This is a genomic window from Metabacillus sp. KUDC1714 (assembly GCF_014217835.1).
In the GTDB taxonomy this organism is placed as follows: domain Bacteria; phylum Bacillota; class Bacilli; order Bacillales; family Bacillaceae; genus Metabacillus; species Metabacillus rhizosphaerae.
Map to the genome: position 1 here is coordinate 4,464,110 of NZ_CP055263.1, position 17,794 is coordinate 4,481,903.

The following is a 17,794-nucleotide window of genomic DNA, read 5'->3' on the forward strand; positions in this document are numbered from 1 at the left end:
GTTGGCGATAAAGACAAGCAAAGTTGACAGTGACGGTTAATTTACTTTTATATGAAAACGAAAGAGATTTTTGGGTTAAAAACTAGTAATCTACCTTTTACATTAATTAAAGTTGGTGGTATTCTTTAATAAAGTACAATAAACTGGAAATGTTTTAGACTTGATGAGAAAGTTTAGAGTTAACGGTTATGAAAACGTTATCAATACGGTTTTTAATATAATAATTGGAGGAAGTAGAAATGACGACTAAATCAACTGTAAAAATAGCTAAAAAAATAGAAGTGCCCACTGTAATGAAAGCTGCAGTTATGAATAAACCTTTTGATATCGAAATCCAAGAAATCTCTGTTCCACAGGTTCATGATGATGAGGTGTTAGTGAAAGTCATGGCTGTAGGAGTTTGTGGCTCAGATATTCATTATTACGAACACGGCAAAATTGGCCGTTATGTCGTTGAAAAACCAATTATTTTAGGGCATGAATGTGCAGGTATTGTTGCTAAGGTTGGTGAAAATGTTACGAAAGTAAAAGTTGGAGATCGTGTTGCCATTGAACCAGGTATTACGTGTGGTCGTTGTGAATACTGTAAAGAGGGAAGATATAATCTTTGTCCAGACGTTCAGTTTTTAGCAACACCACCTGTTAATGGTGCATTTGTGCAATACATAAAGCATCGTGAAGATTTTTTATTTCCTATTCCTGATGAACTATCATTTGAGGAGGCAGCACTTGTTGAACCTTTTTCTGTTGGAATTCATGCAGCAAAGCGTTCAAATCTCAAACCAGGCTCAACGGTCGCAATTATGGGAATGGGGCCGGTAGGATTAACTGCAATTGCAGCAGTCAAAGCGTTTGGTGCTGCAAATATAATTGTAACAGATTTGGAAAATAATCGCTTAGAAGCAGCTAAAAAACTTGGAGCAACCCACGTGATTAATGTATTAGAACAAGATCCAAATGAAGAAATACTGAAGATAACTAATGGTAAAGGTGTCGATGTTGCATTTGAAACAGCTGGAAATCCAAAAGCGTTACAATCTGCGTTGAAGGCTGTCAAACGTGGGGGGAAAATGGCAATCGTTGGTCTACCTCCTCAAGATGAAATAGGTCTAAATGTTCCACTAATAGCAGATAATGAATTAGATATTTTCGGGATATTCCGATACTCAAATACATATCCTCAAGGAATTGAATTTTTGCAAGGTCAAAATATTGAATTAAAAAGCTTAATTACCGATCGCTTTATGTTAGAAGAAACGAAAGAAGCGATGGAACGTGCAAGACTTAATAAAAAAGCGAGTTTAAAGGTTATGGTCTATCCGAATGGAATGATTAAAGAATAAGCTTTGGTCATAAATGATTCAAAGACATAAAGTATGACTTTAAGGGGGGCTATGAACAATTTCAGTCTTTATCAAGATGAATTGGTAGCAGGTCATTACCACCCAAAGGTAAATGCCTATTATTTTAAACAATGGCAAAGCCATCAAATGCCTTTTCATTCACACAAGGAAGTAGAAATAATGTATGTAATCGATGGGAAATGTACGGTGGAGACAGAAGATAAAAGGATTTCAATGAAAAAGGGAGATTTTATTTTATTAGATGCAAATGTACCCCATCGATTAACAGTAGAGAAAGGCAATCCATGCAGAATGCTAAATATTGAGTTTTCCTTCGTGCAAAAAGAGGGGAGATTTCCGGCGTTTAAAGAGTTAGTAGCGGAAAATGAAAGCCTGACGCAATTATTAGCATTAAGTTACTCATATATTGTGTTAAAGGACCCAAATGAAATCTATCATACTCTTAAAAATCTGGTATTAGAAATGGATAAAAAAGGCTCTGAAAACGAAATGATGGTTCAGATCCTTTTGGCTCAGTTACTAATTCAAATAGCTAGAATGGTTGTTGAAGAAAATGAGAAAGATTGTGAGTTCAATCAGGTGAATATCTATGTGAAAAAGGCAATTGAATTCCTACATCAAAACTACGACTGTGATATACAAATAAAAGATGTTGGTTTTGCCGTAAATTTACATCCTGGATATCTTCACCGTATATTTAAAAATCAAATGGACTGTACCATTATGGAATATTTGACTTCTCACCGAATGGAAAAGGCAAAAATGCTCTTAGCTGATACAGATATACCAATAATCGATATCTCTCATTATGTCGGTATTAATAGCAGACAATACTTTAGTCTTCTTTTTAAAAAGTATACAAATAAAACACCACTCGAGTTTAGAAAATTAGCTCTTAAAAACATCGTGAAATATAGTAGTTAATAAGCAACGGTTTGATGACCGTTGCTTTTTCTGGATGCTCAAAATTCATACCAAATGATATGGGAATAAGCGTAACTAGAATTATATTATTTTAAAAAGTTAAGATTTTTTACATCATTAAGTTACAAAATTGAAAACGTATTTAAGGGGTAGTTGATAAAATAAACATAGGTTTTTTACTACTGAACTGGGAAAAGAAAAGGAGAGCTGTCCAATGTCATTTAAAATTGCATTTATTGGTGCAGGAAGCATTGGTTTTACAAGAGGGTTATTAAGAGATCTATTAGCTATTCCGGAATTTAATCAAATAGAAGTATCCTTTACAGATATTAATTCACAAAATCTTGATATGGTCACTCAGCTTTGTCAGCGTGATATTGACGATAATGGTTTAGATATAAAGATATTTTCAACAACAAATCGTAGAGAAGCATTAAGAGATGCCAGATACATCTTTTCTGTGGTGAGAATTGGCGGGCTTGAGGCATTTCAAACCGATGTAGATATCCCGTTGAAATATGGAATTGATCAATGTGTTGGTGATACGCTTTGTGCTGGAGGGATCATGTACGGTCAACGCGGTATTGCTGAAATGATGGAAATTTGTAAAGATATCCGTGAAGTAGCTGAAAAAAATTGTTTATTGCTTAACTATGCAAACCCAATGGCTATGTTAACGTGGGCTTGTAATACTTATGGTGGTGTTCGAACAATTGGTCTATGTCATGGAGTACAAGGTGGTCATAGACAAATTGCAAATGCACTTGGATTGAAAAAGGAAGAAGTAGACATCATTTGTGCAGGTATCAATCATCAAACATGGTATATAAGTGTGAAGCACAATGGTGAGGATATGACAGGGGAAATATTAGAGGCATTCGAGAATCATCCAGAGTTTAGTAAGACAGAAAAGGTCCGAATCGATATGCTGAGACGTTTTGGTTTCTATTCAACAGAATCAAACGGCCATTTAAGTGAATATGTTCCATGGTATCGTAAGCGTGCAGAAGAAATCAATGATTGGATTGATTTAGGTACATGGATTAATGGAGAAACTGGCGGTTATTTACGTGTATGTACAGAGGGAAGAAATTGGTTTGAAACAGACTTTCCAAATTGGTTAAAAGAACCAGCAATGGAATATAAACAAGAAAACCGCGGAGAAGAGCATGGTTCATATATTATTGAAGCTCTTGAAACAGGCCGTGTTTACAGAGGTCACTTCAACGTAGTAAACAATGGCGTTATTTCAAATCTACCAGACGATGCTATCATAGAAGCACCTGGATATGTTGATCGTAATGGGATAAGTATGCCACATGTTGGAGATCTCCCATTGGGCTGCGCCGCTGTTTGTAATGTGAGTATTTCAGTACAAAGATTAGCAGTTGAAGCTGCAATTAATGGCGATGATTTCCTACTTCGTCAAGCAATGATGATGGACCCGTTAGTTGGAGCAGTATGTAATCCAAAAGAGATTTGGCAAATGACTGACGAAATGCTAGTTGCACAAGAGCGATGGCTGCCACAATATTCAGATGCAATAGCTGAAGCGAAGAAACGGTTAGCTTCCGGAAATCTTTTACCAACAAAAAATTATGAAGGTGCAGCTCGTTTAAAAGTGAAAACAGTTGAAGAAATGGCTCAAAATCGGGACGAAGCAACTAAAAATGCTGGGGAATCGGATAAAGCGAAGGAACGTCCCTCTGTTGTGAAATAATATCGTAGTCTTCTAGAAGGATATTATTAGAAAAGTAAGGGAAAACTAGAATTTGAATCTATGTAAAATAAGCGTTTTATGGTAAAATTAAATTATCAGTAAATTAAAAAAACTGAAGAAAATTATCAAGTAAATTTAAGACTAATTTAAGGGGATGGATGCAAATTCATCCTATCATTACACCATCATAGCCATACTAGTATGGTAGAATTGAGGAGGTAAAGATGAGAAAGATAACAAATCCAATTTTACGTGGTTTTAACCCGGATCCTTCGTTTTTAAGAGTGGAGGATGATTATTATATTGCAACATCTACTTTTGAGTGGTTTCCTGGAGTACAAATTCACCATTCAAAGGATCTAGTAAACTGGAGATTATTAACACATGCTTTAACACGTAAATCACAGGTGAATATGGAAGGTAATATTAATTCTGGAGGAGTTTGGGCACCTTGTTTGACCTATTCAGAGGGCACCTTTTATTTGATTTATACTGATGTAAAAAGTAGAAAAGGAGCATATAAGGATACTCATAATTATTTGGTGACAGCTCAAGATATTATGGGGCCGTGGTCTGAACCCATTTATCTAAATAGCAGTGGATTCGATCCTTCACTGTTTCATGATGACGATGGCAAGAAGTGGTTAGTAAACATGCTTTGGGATGGTCGAAAAGGGAAAAACTCGTTTGCTGGTATTGTAATTCAAGAATACTCGATAGAAGAAAAAAAACTAATTGGACCAGTGAAAAATATCTTTAAGGGAACAGACCTTAAGCTAACGGAAGGGCCACATCTTTATAAACGAAATGGTTATTACTATTTGATGACAGCAGAAGGTGGTACAGAATATAAACATGCCGTTACAATGGCTAGGTCTAAATCGCTTTTTGGACCTTTTGAAGTTGATCCTATAAATCCAATTCTAACATCTGCTAACCATCCAGAACTAGCCTTACAGAAAGCGGGACATGGTAGTCTTGTGCAAACACACACTGATGAGTGGTATCTAGCACATCTTTGTGGACGACCTTTAAAGGATAACTATTGTAATTTAGGAAGAGAGACAGCGATCCAACGCTGTTATTGGACTGAAGATGGTTGGCTGAGAATCTTTGGTGGTGGAAATACACCGTCCTTACATGTTGAGGCACCTAAAATTGATCCCCATCCATTTGATCCAATTTCGATAAAAGATGATTTTCAATCCGACTCTTTACAGCTTGATTGGAGTACATTACGGATTCCAACAGATCCTTCATGGATATCTTTAACAGAACGAAAAGGTTTTTTAAGATTGAAAGGAATGGAATCGCTATCATCCACACATAAACAAAGTTTAGTAGCAAGAAGGCAACAAAGTTTTAATTGTGAAGTTGAAGCAGCAATTGAATTCAATCCAGAAAATTTTCAACAAATGGCAGGGCTAGTTGTTTATTACGACACAAATGATTATGTATATTTACGGATTTCCAATGATGAGGAGATAGGTAAGTGTTTGAACATCATCCAAACAAAGAATGGGCAATATGATGAATTGTTAGAAAAAGATATCCCTCTTCAGGAAGGAAAAACTTGTAAGTTAAAAGCTGTTATCGAAAGGGAGAACTTGCAATTTTATTATACCTATTCGCAAAATGATGATAAATGGAACAAGATTGGTTCAGTAATCGATATTTGTCATTTATCAGATGAATACGGTGATTACATACGCTTTACAGGAACATTTATCGGTCTGTGTGTTCAAGATTTAAGCGGTTCAAAAAAGCATGCTGATTTTGAATACTTTATTTATAAAGAGTTCCTTGAAGAGGAAAGTGAAATTGGAACTAATTCAGATCAGGTTTTTAGATTTTCTTAATATCATATTAAATAGCTGGGGGAACTTAAAATGAATATAATACGGTATAAAAACGAATTAAATGAAAGCGTTTTAGCTGTGTTGACTGTAGAAAATAAAATATATGTTCTACCTCAGTCAGATTTTTTATCTTTAGTTAGGGAAGCGGAAAATAAGGGGAAAACTCCATTGTTACTTATTGAAGAAGTCATTGAAAATTCTCTTCCAATGAAATTGACCTTAAATGATCTAGATTTGTTAATACCAGTAGATGCCCCTGAAGTTTGGGCTGCAGGCGTGACTTATGAAAATAGCAAGCTTGCAAGAAATTACGAGGCTTCCCAAGGGTATGAGGAAAAAGAAGAAACGTTCTATGATAAGGTATACAACGCAGCACGTCCTGAAATCTTTTTCAAATCAACAAGTGCTCGGACGGTTGCACCTAGAGGTGAAGTTTATTTAAGAAGTGACTCAAATTGGCAAATTCCTGAGCCCGAGCTAGGGTTGGTTATAAATAAGGTAGGAAAAATCATTGGTTATACAATTGGAAACGATATGAGCTGTCGAGATATTGAAGGAGAAAATCCCTTGTATCTACCACAAGCAAAAGTCTGGAAAAATTCTTGTTCGATTGGTCCTTCAATTCGTTTAGCAGAAACGGTGGAAGATCCATATAACTTTGATATTACATGTAGAATATTCCGAAAAGAGGAAAAGGTATTTGAAGGTAGTGCAAATACAGAGCAATTAAAACGTAGCTATACAGAGCTAGTTTCCTATTTATTAAAAGATAACGAAATATTTGATGGTACTGTTTTATTAACAGGAACATGTATTGTACCTCCAAATGAATTTACATTGGATCATAATGATCGTATTGAAATTGAAATAGAGGGAATAGGTATTTTGGAGAACACGGTAAAAAAACAGATTTCTCAAACACTTCCAACCTTGTAATTAAACGAATATTTTCAGTAAATCTAAGAAGCCTGCAATTGTTAAATTTGCAGGCTTTGTAAATTAAAACCTAGTTCTTATTGACCATCAGCACCACTTATTGTTACCTTACGAATGTGGTCATCTTCATAATTGTTTTCCCGTAACTTTTCAACCTTGTCGTTGACTAGTTGTTTTTGATCAACCTCTGGTGAAGGTGTTTGTTTTTTCTTTGACACTTTGAAAACCTCCTTTATTAAGATACTTGGATCCTGCTTAGTTTTCCTATTTACATTAAAATTATTTCAACTTAAAGGGTGTCAATTGTGAGGAAGATAAATTTTCAATTTTGCATGGTAAAGAACTGAAACGAATAACAAGGCAAGAGCTAGAAGATCATTTGAAGGGAAAACTAAAGAACAAATATATTATGCAGCCCTTTATTGAGTGTAAAACAAAATCAGGATTAGCGTATGACTTTCGGTTACATGTTCAAAAAAATGAAAATAAAAAGTGGGTGATAGCTCTTATCTATCCAAGAATTAATGGGGATGGAAAATTAACAAGTAATATTAGCAGTGGGGGATTTAGAGGGGAATTAACTTCTTTCTTAGATCAGGAATTTGGTCAAGAGAGTCCACAGGTAGTTCAATTATTACAAAACTTTGCCTTATCGTTTTCTGAACATCTTGATCAAATTTACAACTGTTCCTTTGATGAACTTGGAATTGATGTAGGAATCGATGTAAATAGGAAGCTTTGGATTTATGAAGTTAATTGGAGACCAGGCTCTAAACATAGGGAATTTGAAGTTGCTAAACAAATGATTCCTTATGCAATGAGTCTACATGCAAACTAATTTTAGGCAACCTTATTTACAGAGTATAATCACAATTTGTTTAATAAACTTATACTATATAGGGAGAAAACGGAGAATGGGGTAGGAGGATGGATGATTGATTCCCGTAAGGAAATGAGGAACTTATGCATTTTAGAGCCATTGAAAATAATTAAATTCCATCAAGACTTTAAAATAGATCCATCATTAAATAGTTTCAAAGATCGATGTGAACATGTAAAAGTAGTAGATACGATTCCTTTTATATTATGGAATGATAGCGGATTGTTCGAGTTAACAGGATATTTTTCTGATCAATTTGAAGATAAAAAAGTGGACTCATTTTGTACTAGTTTTTTTCGAGTAGAAAATATAGATGAAAAGCAAAAGTGTGCAACTCTTTCTTTGTTAAAACCATTTGACATAGATGGATGTTTGTCAAAAGAGATTTGTGAAATTGTAAGATTAGAAAGAACTCCGATTTGTTTCGCCGTTGATCTATCCTGTTTTTGTGCAATTCACTGCCTTAATGTTAAGTTACTAACTAGAAAAATTATTATCGAGCCAAGATGAGTGGAGTAAAAACCTGGAGAATAATCTTTCAGGTTTTTAGTATATAACCTATCAAAATATTCTAACAGAAAGAGAGGTGAGTTATGGAACATCTCAGACTTGTAAGTATTCTTCCTGTGTTAAAAGGTGAAATCATAAAGGGGCAAGAAAACCCCTTAATAAAAAGTGTAGCAAAAGGTAAGAAATACCCAATCACAAATCATTCAATTTATTTTCATATGAAAAAGCAAAAGATTCAAATTCCTAGTGATGTAGATGAATGTGTACTTGTAGTAAGTAACATATCATATGTAAAAAGTATTAAGGATGAGGGAATTACTATTGTCTATGTTCAGAATGTAAAAAATGCTTATTATAGATTTATAAGCTATTATCGAAGTTTGTTTTCGCTTCCAATAATTGGTGTTACAGGAACTTGTGGTAAAACAACAACAAAAGAAATGATTGCATGGATTTTATCGAAAGATTTAAATGTAGTCAAAACTAGGTTAAGTGAAAATGGATTATCACGAAATCTTAAATATCTCATGCAAATTGATAATAAGACAGACGTAGCTGTCATAGAAATGGGAGTAGACAGCCCTGATAACATGCTTTACACAGCACATTACTTTAAGCCAGAGATTGGCGTTATCACAAACATTGGTGTGGATCATCTTGAAGGATTTCACGAGCATGATAAATACATCGAGGAAAAAGCGAAAATGCTAACAGCAATACAAAATAAGGGTGTACTCGTATTAAATGCAGATGATGAATATACAAAAAGAATAAATTTAAATGATTTTAAAGGGAAAATTGTTTATGTAAGCTTAAAGAAGGATACGATGTTTACAGCTAGTAATATTAGATATGGGAAAAAGGGAATGCGATTTAATTTAACATATAATGGCACGGTCTATCCATGTTATGTACCAGGTTTTGGGGAACATAATGTTTATAACGCATTGTACGCAATTGCTGTTTGTATGGAATTAAATATCGGTATAATCGAAGCAATCGAACGTTTAAAATCATTCAAGCATGTTCGACGCCATACCCAATTTAAAAAAGGGATAAACGAATGTGAAATTATCGATGATACATGGAGTACAAATCCTACATCAATAAAAGCTGCATTGGATGTACTACAACATGCTAGTAAAGCGAATAAAAAAATTGTCGTTCTAGGTGATATTGAGGAACTAGGACAATCTTTTGTAAATGAATATATGAAAGTAGCTGATCTTGTTGTAAACAGTAAAGTAGATTTCTTTGTTACAATCGGAGAAAAATCAAAGATAATGAGTGATCGAGCAATTGAACTCGGAATGGATACAAATAAAGTTTTCCATGCTTATGATCAACAAGCTGCATTTGATATAATACAAGCAACTTCTGATCGTGATACATGTATACTAGTAAAAACGTCTATGAATCTCTCATACAGTGGGCTAATAAAAAAATTAACACAATTTTAAACAAGATATATGAGATGGTGCTAAAAAAGTGTCAGATCCTTAGTTTTAAACGGGTCTGACCCATTTTTTGTTTTGGGAAATAATAAATTTTAATAGAACGGATAAATGAAATAATTTCAAGAAAACACTATAAATCGAATTTCGGATATATTCCAATAGAATGAAAAAAGGTAAGATGTAAGGAGAAGATACGAATAAAATAGTACCTTTTCTACTATTTTTTAAGAGCCATTCATAGATTAAGTACAACTGAAATCAACATTGAGGTGCACATAAATGAAACGTAATATAAAAATAAAAGGTATCGGCACATATTTACCAAAACGATTGATCAAAGCGGAAGAAATCGATCAATTACTTTCAACAAAAAGTGGGTGGTCTAAAAGAAAATCAGGTGTGAAGGAACGGTATTTTGTTAGAGATGAAACAGCTTCTTATATGGGTGCAGAGGCTGCTAAAAAAGCAGTTCAAGATGCTGGTCTAACTTTAACAGATATTGATTGTTTGATTAGTGGGAGTGGTACGATTGAGCAAGCAATCCCTTGTAATGCCGCATTGCTTCAGGAACAACTAGGTCTTCAGTATTCTGGTATTCCTGCATTTGATATTAACTCAACTTGTTTAAGCTTTGTTACCGCTCTAGATATGATCTCCTATGCAATTGTTTGTGGTAGGTATAAGAATGTATTAATAATATCTTCTGAGATTTCATCAATAGGACTAAACTGGGATCAAGACGAGAGCTCAATTTTGTTTGGGGATGGTGCTGTTGCGGTTGTTTTATCCAAATCAACGGATGGTTCAGGAATAATATGCTCACATATGGAAACATATAGTGCTGGTGCTCATTTATCTGAAATTAGAGGTGGAGGCACTAAAATCCATCCTAGAGAATATAACGAACAAACAAAAGATGATTTTTTATTTGATATGGATGGGAGGGCCATCTTTAAATTATCCTTTAAACTTCTGCCACGGTTTATTGAAACACTCTTTTCAACTACAAATCTTACAATGGAAGATATCGATATGGTGATCCCTCACCAAGCAAGCGCATCTGCGATGAAGATAATCCGGAAAAAGCTAGGAGTAGAAGAGTCGAGGTTTATGAATATTATTGAAAACTATGGAAATATGATTGCAGCATCGATTCCAATGGCGTTATTTGAAGCTATTCAACAAGGAAGAGTGAAAAGAGGAGATAAAGTTTTACTATTAGGAACTTCAGCTGGATTATCCATTGGAGGCATCGTACTTGAATATTAAGAGAAAGCGAGTTTTGATAACAGGAGCTAGAGCACCCGTTACACTTCACTTATGCAGAGTGTTAGAAAATGGAGGAATGGATGTTTATACTGCCGATAGTGTCCCATATGCGCTTGCAAAAACCACTAATCGGATAAAAGAATTCTTTTTATACCCTTCTCCAAAATATGAAACGAAAGAATTTATTAACTGCTTAATACAGATTATTAAAAAAAGACGAATAGATATACTAATGCCTACTTGTGAAGAGACCTTCTATGTTTCAATGTATAAAGAGCAATTATCAACTTATTGTGATGTAATAGTCGATGATCTTGAAAAAATGAGACTACTTCATCATAAAGAAAGGTTCATCCGATTTGTTGAGGAACTTGGGCTTAATACACCAAAAACAAAATTACTAGTATCACAAGTAAATCTACCAGTTCTTATGAAGGAATTTCATAGTGATCTAGTATTGAAAAAAGTCTATTCTAGGTTTTCTGATTCGGTAATTTTTCTAAAAGAAGGAGAAGATTTACCGGTACAAGTATTTGAAGATTCACTTTGGATAGTGCAGGAGCGAATATATGGAAACCAATACTGTTCTTATGGATGCGCTAGAAATGGGAAATTACTAGCACATTCTGTATATAAATCCGAATTCACAGCTGGCTTAGGTGCAACACTCTCGTATCAATATACAGAAAAACCAGAAATTGAGCAATTTGTTAAATTAATCGTTGCGAAGCTATCATTTACAGGACAAATATCATTTGATTTTATCGTCACTCATGCTGGTGTAGCTATCCCAATAGAATGCAATCCACGGGCAACAAGTGGATTGCATTTATTTGGGAAAGAAATCGCCAATGTAATAAGCGGTGAACAGAAAGATCTCCTTTATCCTAAAAATGAAACAAAAGAAGCTATTAAGTTAGGTGTTCTTCTTTATGGCAGAAACAATTTTAAATCAATGAAGCAAGTAAAAAGATGGTTTCAAATACTTGCAACATATAAAGATATTACATTTCGAAAAAATGATATAAAGCCTTTTTTCTATCAATTTGTGAGTATGTACTTTTTGTGGAGGGCAAGTCGTATTAATAAACTGACTATGCTAGAGCAGTCAACGTATGATATTAGCTGGGATGGTGAACATTCTTGAACATATTAGTAACCGGTGCAACAGGATTTTTAGGTAAGAAATTAGCTTTTAGACTTGTTTCACTTGGATACAATGTTACTGGCATTGGACGAAATAAAGAGGTGGGGGAGACGTTAAAAAAGGTAGGGATTCGATTTGAAGAAGCGAACTTAGAGGACAGCGAGAGAATCATTGAACTTTGTAAAGATAAAGATTATGTATTTCATTGTGGTGCACTATCTTCTCCATGGGGAAAATATCAGGATTTTTATGCAGCAAATGTTCTAGGGACTAAAAACATCATTGAAGGCTGTAAGAAATGGTATGTGAAACGGCTCATACATGTATCGACACCTAGCCTTTATTTTTACTATGACGAGCGTATAAATGTAAAAGAATCTGATCCATTACCTAAAAAGTTCGTTAACCATTATGCGAAAACGAAATATATAGCAGAATTAGAGATTGATAAAGCGTTTCATGAAGGCCTGCCAACAATTACAATCCGTCCAAGAGCTATTTTTGGCCCGGGTGATAATGCAATTTTACCTAGGTTAATTAAAGTATGTGAAAAGGGCATGTTTCCAAAGATCGGAAAGGGCTATGTCGAAGTCGATATTACATATGTAGAAAATGTTGTTGATGCATTATTGCTTTGTCTAACATCAAGGGAAGAAACACTAGGTAGAAAATATAATATTACAAATGGTGTACGAGTAAATCTATATGAAATGCTTGAAGAAGTGATGGGTCAACTAGGTAAGACTGTATCTTATAAGGAACTTTCTTATAATAAGGCTTTTTTTATAGCTAGGACACTTGAATACATATCAACCATTTTCTTAGGTGGAAAAGAACCATTACTAACTCGGTATACTGTTAGTGTTCTTTCGAAATCACAAACATTATCACTGGAAAAGGCTCAACAAGAATTGGGCTATATTCCTGCTGTTTCAATAGAACAGGGGACAAAGGAGTTCGTAGCATGGTGGAAAAAACATGAAAATTAGTACGTTAAAGCTTTACGAATGCGGTTATTGTACACACCCGGAAAAGATAGTTTTACCAAATGAAACACTAAAGTCAATAGAGTTCCCTGCAACGGTTGCTTTAATAAAGCATCCAATAAAGGGGTATATCCTTTTCGATACGGGCTATACAACACATTTTAGCGAAGCAACTAAAAAATTCCCCTATTCACTATATGCAAAGTTAACACCGGTTTTCTTTACAGAAGAAAAGTCGATAAAGAAACAATTGGAAAAAGACGGGATTAAGGCTGAGGAAATAAATACGATCATCCTTTCTCATTTTCATGGCGACCATACTGGTGGGTTGAAGGATTTCCCAGATGCGAAAATTTTAACATTTAGAAAAGGCTATGAACCTATTAAATCAATGAGTAAATTGCACGCTTTAACAAAAGGATGTTTACTAGATTTGATTCCAGAAGACATTGATACGCGTATTTCTTTCATTGATCAAGCTGAAATTAAGCTAGACATTGGCTATGGGGAATTTACTACTGGATTTGATGTGTTCGGAGATAATTCGATAATAGCAGTAGATTTAACAGGACATGCGATTGGACAATTTGGTATTTTTGTGAATCTTCAGAGTGGAAAAAGGGTTTTACTATGTGCTGATGCGGTATGGTTAAGCCAAGCCTATGAAAAACTCATTTTCCCTCATAAAGTTGCAAATTTATTAATTGAAGATATCAAAGCGTATAAGAAAAATGTAATAAAACTTCATCAATTATCAAGAACAAATTCTGAAATAGATATTTTACCAACACATTGTCAAAAAACGTGGGAGCTTGTGAAAAAGGGGTTTGTTTATGAATAAGCTTAATTTAGTGAAACAATATGTGTTAACCAAATACGGTAGAAGATTTTCATCCAAGGAGGAATTGCAACGCTTTCAGCAACAGAAAATTAAAAAGCAATTATCATTTGTGTTAAGGCATTCGGCTTTTTACCGAGAATTCTATGAAGATTTTCAAAATGAATTACAAGAAAATCATTGGGAATCGCTACCGATTATTGATAAATCAATTATGATGAACCATTTCGATGACTTTAATACCGTTGGAATCAAAATGAAAAGAGCTCTTGAAATAGCGTTTGAAGCAGAGAGAACGAGAGATTTCACAGCGAAAATAGCTGATATTTCAATAGGCCTATCGTCAGGTACAAGCGGAAACCGAGGAGTATTTTTAGTGAGTGATAAAGAAGCTGAAATGTGGGCTGGAGCTGTTTTAGCAAAATTATTACCAGGAAGCCTAATTGAGAAGCAGAAAATTGCTTTTTTCCTTAGGGCAAACAATAATTTGTATAGCACAACCGAAAATGGTCGAATAACCTTCCAGTTCTTTGACCTTTTGGATGATTTTTCAACACATATTCACCGTTTAAATGAATTAAAGCCGACCATCATAATAGCACCTCCGTCAATGTTAAGAAAACTAGCAGAATGGCAGATTGAAGATAAAATACTGATACGACCAATAAAAATCGTCTCAGTTGCTGAAGTGTTAGAGGACCTTGATAAAAGGTTTATTGAAAAAGTCTTTCAGCAAACACTTCACCAAGTTTATCAATGTACAGAAGGATTTTTAGCAGCTACATGCTCACATGGAACGCTTCATATGAATGAAGATTTAGTAGCTGTTCAAAAGGAATATTTAGACGAAGAAAAAGGAATTTTTGTGCCAATCTTAACTGATTTTACAAGAACAACCCAGCCAATTATTCGTTATAGACTAAATGACATCCTTATCGAACGGAAAGCTCCTTGTCCCTGTGGATCACACTTTTTAGCATTAGAACGCATTGATGGACGTTGTGATGATTTATTTTATGGTTTCAAAAAAGTTGGAGGAGATGTAGGTGTTCTGTTTCCTGATTTTATTCGAAGAGCTATTATGCTAGCATCAGATCATATTCTTGAATACAAGGTAACTCAAAAGGATCTGAAAACTATTGAAGTAAAACTAAAGGTAAATGCAAGTTCAGAAACAGTGAAAGAAGCAGTCATATCAGAGATAACAAAGCTATGGAATCAAAATCGATTAGTCGTACCAGATATCCACTTTCTACCTTACGATTTAATTCCATCAGATAAAAAAAGGAAGCGAATCGAAAACGCGATGAGAGGACACTTCGATGGTAAAATTGTATGATGCAAAAAACATCGATTCCATTGAGTGGTCAACAAAAAAAGATGGTCATTTGATAAGGAATTATTTTGAGATATTAATGAAGGATGGTATAAACAAATATATAGAGAATATTGAAACTGAAATATATTTACTGGAGATTGATGATATTATCCTACCAATTTCACTAAATCAAAAAGAATTCACTAATTCGTATGTCGTTTCTCCTTATACTCATTATATTAGCTATGCAAAGGAAGAGTTATGGGAACTAGGAAATAAACGCTTAGAGGCTTTTCTTTCGTATATTATTGAAGGCATTGGATTTTTCCTTCGTAAAAGCAATATAAATAAAGTTGTTGTTGTAAATAATTGGCTTTTGTCTACAAATCTGTATCCTAGTTTAACAAGTGATCAGATTAAAAAAATGACAGAGTTTCTTACCAATCATTTTCCACAGCATACGATCCTCATGCGTTCGATAAATGAAACTCTTCATAACCAAATGATTAGTAGTTTTAATAGTGAAGGCTACAAACGAATCATGTCCCGCTCGATTTATCTATTTGATCCCAGTATACCACTGACAAAAAAACAACGAAAAGCACTTAATCAAGATAAAAAGCTTTTGGAGAAATTTAATTATCAAATAAGAGATATACAATCAGGCGATTTTCAGAAAGTTGAGGAATTATACAACCAGTTATATATTGATAAATACTCCATTAACAACCCTCAATTTACAGAACACTTTTTTAAAAATGCTGCGATACATAATACAATACAATTTAAACTTGTATTGAAAGAGGCAAAAGTAATTGGTGTGATTGGTTATTTTGTGAGAGGTGGGGTTTTAACAACACCAATATTAGGGTATGAAATTAAGAGGGAAAAAGAGGCAGGGCTTTATCGAGTATTGTCTATGCTTATTACGAAGGAAATAATCGATAAAAACTATATGGGACATCGAAGTGCAGGAGCAGGTTCATTTAAGAGGAAACGAGGATCAGTGCAAGAGATAGAATATACATACTATTACAATAAGCATTTATCATTTAAATCAATGCTTGCTTGGAATAGTCTAAAAATGATAATGGATAATGTTATTGAGCCACTTGCTAGGAAAATGAGATTCTAAGCTGTTGCAAGAATAAATAATCAAAGTGTTTTGTATAAGGGTATTTTATTTTATTTCATAGTGTATAATTATATATTGAGATTATATATTATGATAATGATCTAATTAAAAGCAGCATCCATTTTAATGTTGCTTTTTTCTCGTGTTTTTATATGAAATTGTTATATTTTCGGCTGGAGGATACTAGAATTGCTAAAAGATTTATTTGTTCATTTGTGTATAATGATCGCTTTTTTGTTCGTTGGTGGCTCTATTTTTAAAAATAATCCGTATGAGATTAGTCTGATAAATAAAATGATATTTGGTGTTTTTACTGGAATTCTAGGCTCTCTATTAATGATTTTTAGCATCCAGGTAGAGTCGGAAACGATTATTGATTTACGTCATATTGTAATGATTGTTTCTGCTATCTTTGGTGGATTCGTATCAAGTATCATCACGTCAACTCTTATTGCTATAAGTAGGTTATTATTTTTAGATATTAATACTGAGGTAATAATCGTGTCGATTGCAATTATTTTTGTCGGAGCAATAATTGGCTTCATTAGTAGCCTAAAGATCTCTAAAAGTAAACAGTGGATTTTTATGGTTGTTATTAGCACATTTATCTTTTCAATCATCTTATATTTCCGCATCAGACATTTAGACTATTTCAATATTATTCTCTTTAATTATTGGGGTTTGTCCATTTTTGGTGGAATTATTACCTACATTCTTGTTAACTATATAAGCCGATCAAATTATTTGAATTATGAATACAAAAAACAAGCTACTGTTGACTTCTTAACAGGCTTAAAAAATACTCGTCAATTTGATTTAATCTTATCTAATTTGATGGCAGATGCAAAAATTCAACGTAAAAACATAGGGCTACTTTATATAGATATTGATTATTTTAAACAAATAAATGATAGCTACGGACATCAAGCAGGTGATTCTATCTTACATGAAGTAGGATCAATTTTAATAGCTTCGATACGTGAACATGATAATGTATTTCGAAATGGAGGAGAGGAATTTTCAGTAATACTTCTCGATATGAATCTTGAAAAGTCGATAGAAATAGCAGAAAATATCCGCACCAAAATTGAAAAGCATCCATTCCTTTTACCTAATAACTTGACAATACACATTACTTTTTCTATAGGTGTCACTACTAGTCAAGCGGTTGGGGATACTCCACAAAATATAGTGAAACGTGCGGATGATGCATTATATAGTGCCAAATCAAAAGGAAGAAATCAAGTTTGTTGGAGTCTAGCTAAAGAAGAACGAGATCATCCGAACCGATATAATCTTTCTGCTAAGGATCGCTATAAAAAGCATAAAAAATTCATAACCACTCGATGATTAATCTTTTAGTAAAACTATACTAAAGGCTTTTTTTTGAAATAATCAGTTGATTTATCCGAGGTAATCATTTGACGCCTTTTGGAATACAGATAAATCTA

The 17,794-nt window shown here is 33.9% G+C and carries 16 protein-coding genes; 15 read left to right on the top strand and 1 reads right to left on the bottom strand.

All coding sequences use genetic code 11. From position 1 onward, the window contains the following. Nucleotides 1-239 precede the first annotated feature (239 nt). The 5 genes from HUW50_RS20530 (at nt 240) to HUW50_RS20550 (ending at nt 6,803) form a co-directional block, all read left to right on the top strand. Entirely contained in the window at nt 240-1,343 is a 1,104-nt protein-coding gene (locus HUW50_RS20530) for an NAD(P)-dependent alcohol dehydrogenase (protein ID WP_260445556.1), read from the top strand. Nucleotides 1,344-1,394: 51 nt separating this feature from the next. After that, nucleotides 1,395-2,288 (top strand): AraC family transcriptional regulator, encoded by an 894-nt coding sequence (locus HUW50_RS20535; RefSeq protein ID WP_066337456.1) that lies wholly within the window; start codon nt 1,395-1,397, stop codon nt 2,286-2,288. Between the two features lie 214 nt (nt 2,289-2,502). Next, complete coding sequence (melA, locus tag HUW50_RS20540) at nt 2,503-4,008, top strand: alpha-glucosidase/alpha-galactosidase (protein WP_066337455.1); 1,506 nt, start codon at nt 2,503-2,505, stop codon at nt 4,006-4,008. Between the two features lie 224 nt (nt 4,009-4,232). Beyond that, the gene (locus tag HUW50_RS20545) at nt 4,233-5,867 is read left to right on the top strand and encodes a glycoside hydrolase family 43 protein (protein WP_185653180.1); all 1,635 of its coding nucleotides are present in this window, start codon (nt 4,233-4,235) and stop codon (nt 5,865-5,867) included. Between the two features lie 30 nt (nt 5,868-5,897). Next, nucleotides 5,898-6,803 (top strand): fumarylacetoacetate hydrolase family protein, encoded by a 906-nt coding sequence (locus tag HUW50_RS20550; protein WP_066337450.1) that lies wholly within the window; start codon nt 5,898-5,900, stop codon nt 6,801-6,803. A 77-nt stretch (nt 6,804-6,880) separates the two neighbouring features. Here the strand turns inward: HUW50_RS20550 and HUW50_RS20555 are convergent, their stop codons facing one another. Continuing rightward, nucleotides 6,881-7,021, bottom strand: coding sequence for a hypothetical protein (locus HUW50_RS20555; RefSeq protein WP_185653181.1), 141 nt, complete (start codon nt 7,019-7,021; stop codon nt 6,881-6,883). A gap of 110 nt (nt 7,022-7,131) precedes the next feature. On the opposite strand from HUW50_RS20555, the gene HUW50_RS20560 reads away from it, so the two are divergent. The 10 genes from HUW50_RS20560 (at nt 7,132) to HUW50_RS20605 (ending at nt 17,693) form a co-directional block, all read left to right on the top strand. Continuing rightward, nucleotides 7,132-7,641 carry a YheC/YheD family protein gene (locus HUW50_RS20560; protein ID WP_066337448.1) on the top strand — a complete coding sequence of 170 codons (510 nt, stop codon included), beginning with the start codon at nt 7,132-7,134 and terminating at the stop codon, nt 7,639-7,641. A 93-nt stretch (nt 7,642-7,734) separates the two neighbouring features. After that, nucleotides 7,735-8,193, top strand: coding sequence for a CotY/CotZ family spore coat protein (locus HUW50_RS20565; protein WP_260445557.1), 459 nt, complete (start codon nt 7,735-7,737; stop codon nt 8,191-8,193). Nucleotides 8,194-8,276: 83 nt separating this feature from the next. After that, nucleotides 8,277-9,653: a Mur ligase family protein gene (locus tag HUW50_RS20570; protein ID WP_066337443.1), complete on the top strand. Its 1,377-nt coding sequence runs from the start codon at nt 8,277-8,279 to the stop codon at nt 9,651-9,653. Between the two features lie 276 nt (nt 9,654-9,929). Continuing rightward, nucleotides 9,930-10,919, top strand: coding sequence for a beta-ketoacyl-ACP synthase III (locus HUW50_RS20575; protein ID WP_066337441.1), 990 nt, complete (start codon nt 9,930-9,932; stop codon nt 10,917-10,919). Next, on the top strand, nt 10,909-12,066 hold the full coding sequence (locus HUW50_RS20580) for an ATP-grasp domain-containing protein (protein ID WP_066337440.1): 1,158 nt from the start codon (nt 10,909-10,911) through the stop codon (nt 12,064-12,066). The genes HUW50_RS20575 and HUW50_RS20580 overlap by 11 nt, the downstream gene beginning before the upstream one ends. After that, nucleotides 12,063-13,055, top strand: a complete 993-nt coding sequence (locus HUW50_RS20585; protein WP_066337439.1) for an NAD-dependent epimerase/dehydratase family protein — start codon at nt 12,063-12,065, stop codon at nt 13,053-13,055. The genes HUW50_RS20580 and HUW50_RS20585 overlap by 4 nt, the downstream gene beginning before the upstream one ends. Then, a complete protein-coding gene (locus HUW50_RS20590) occupies nt 13,045-13,893 on the top strand; it encodes an MBL fold metallo-hydrolase (RefSeq protein ID WP_066337438.1) in 849 nt (282 codons plus the stop codon). Before HUW50_RS20585 ends, HUW50_RS20590 begins: the two co-directional genes overlap by 11 nt. Then, nucleotides 13,886-15,229, top strand: a complete 1,344-nt coding sequence (locus HUW50_RS20595; protein WP_066337437.1) for a F390 synthetase-related protein — start codon at nt 13,886-13,888, stop codon at nt 15,227-15,229. The genes HUW50_RS20590 and HUW50_RS20595 overlap by 8 nt, the downstream gene beginning before the upstream one ends. After that, the gene (locus HUW50_RS20600) at nt 15,213-16,343 is read left to right on the top strand and encodes a hypothetical protein (RefSeq protein WP_066337433.1); all 1,131 of its coding nucleotides are present in this window, start codon (nt 15,213-15,215) and stop codon (nt 16,341-16,343) included. Before HUW50_RS20595 ends, HUW50_RS20600 begins: the two co-directional genes overlap by 17 nt. Before the next feature lie 189 nt (nt 16,344-16,532). After that, a complete protein-coding gene (locus HUW50_RS20605) occupies nt 16,533-17,693 on the top strand; it encodes a GGDEF domain-containing protein (protein ID WP_066337431.1) in 1,161 nt (386 codons plus the stop codon). Nucleotides 17,694-17,794 lie beyond the last annotated feature (101 nt).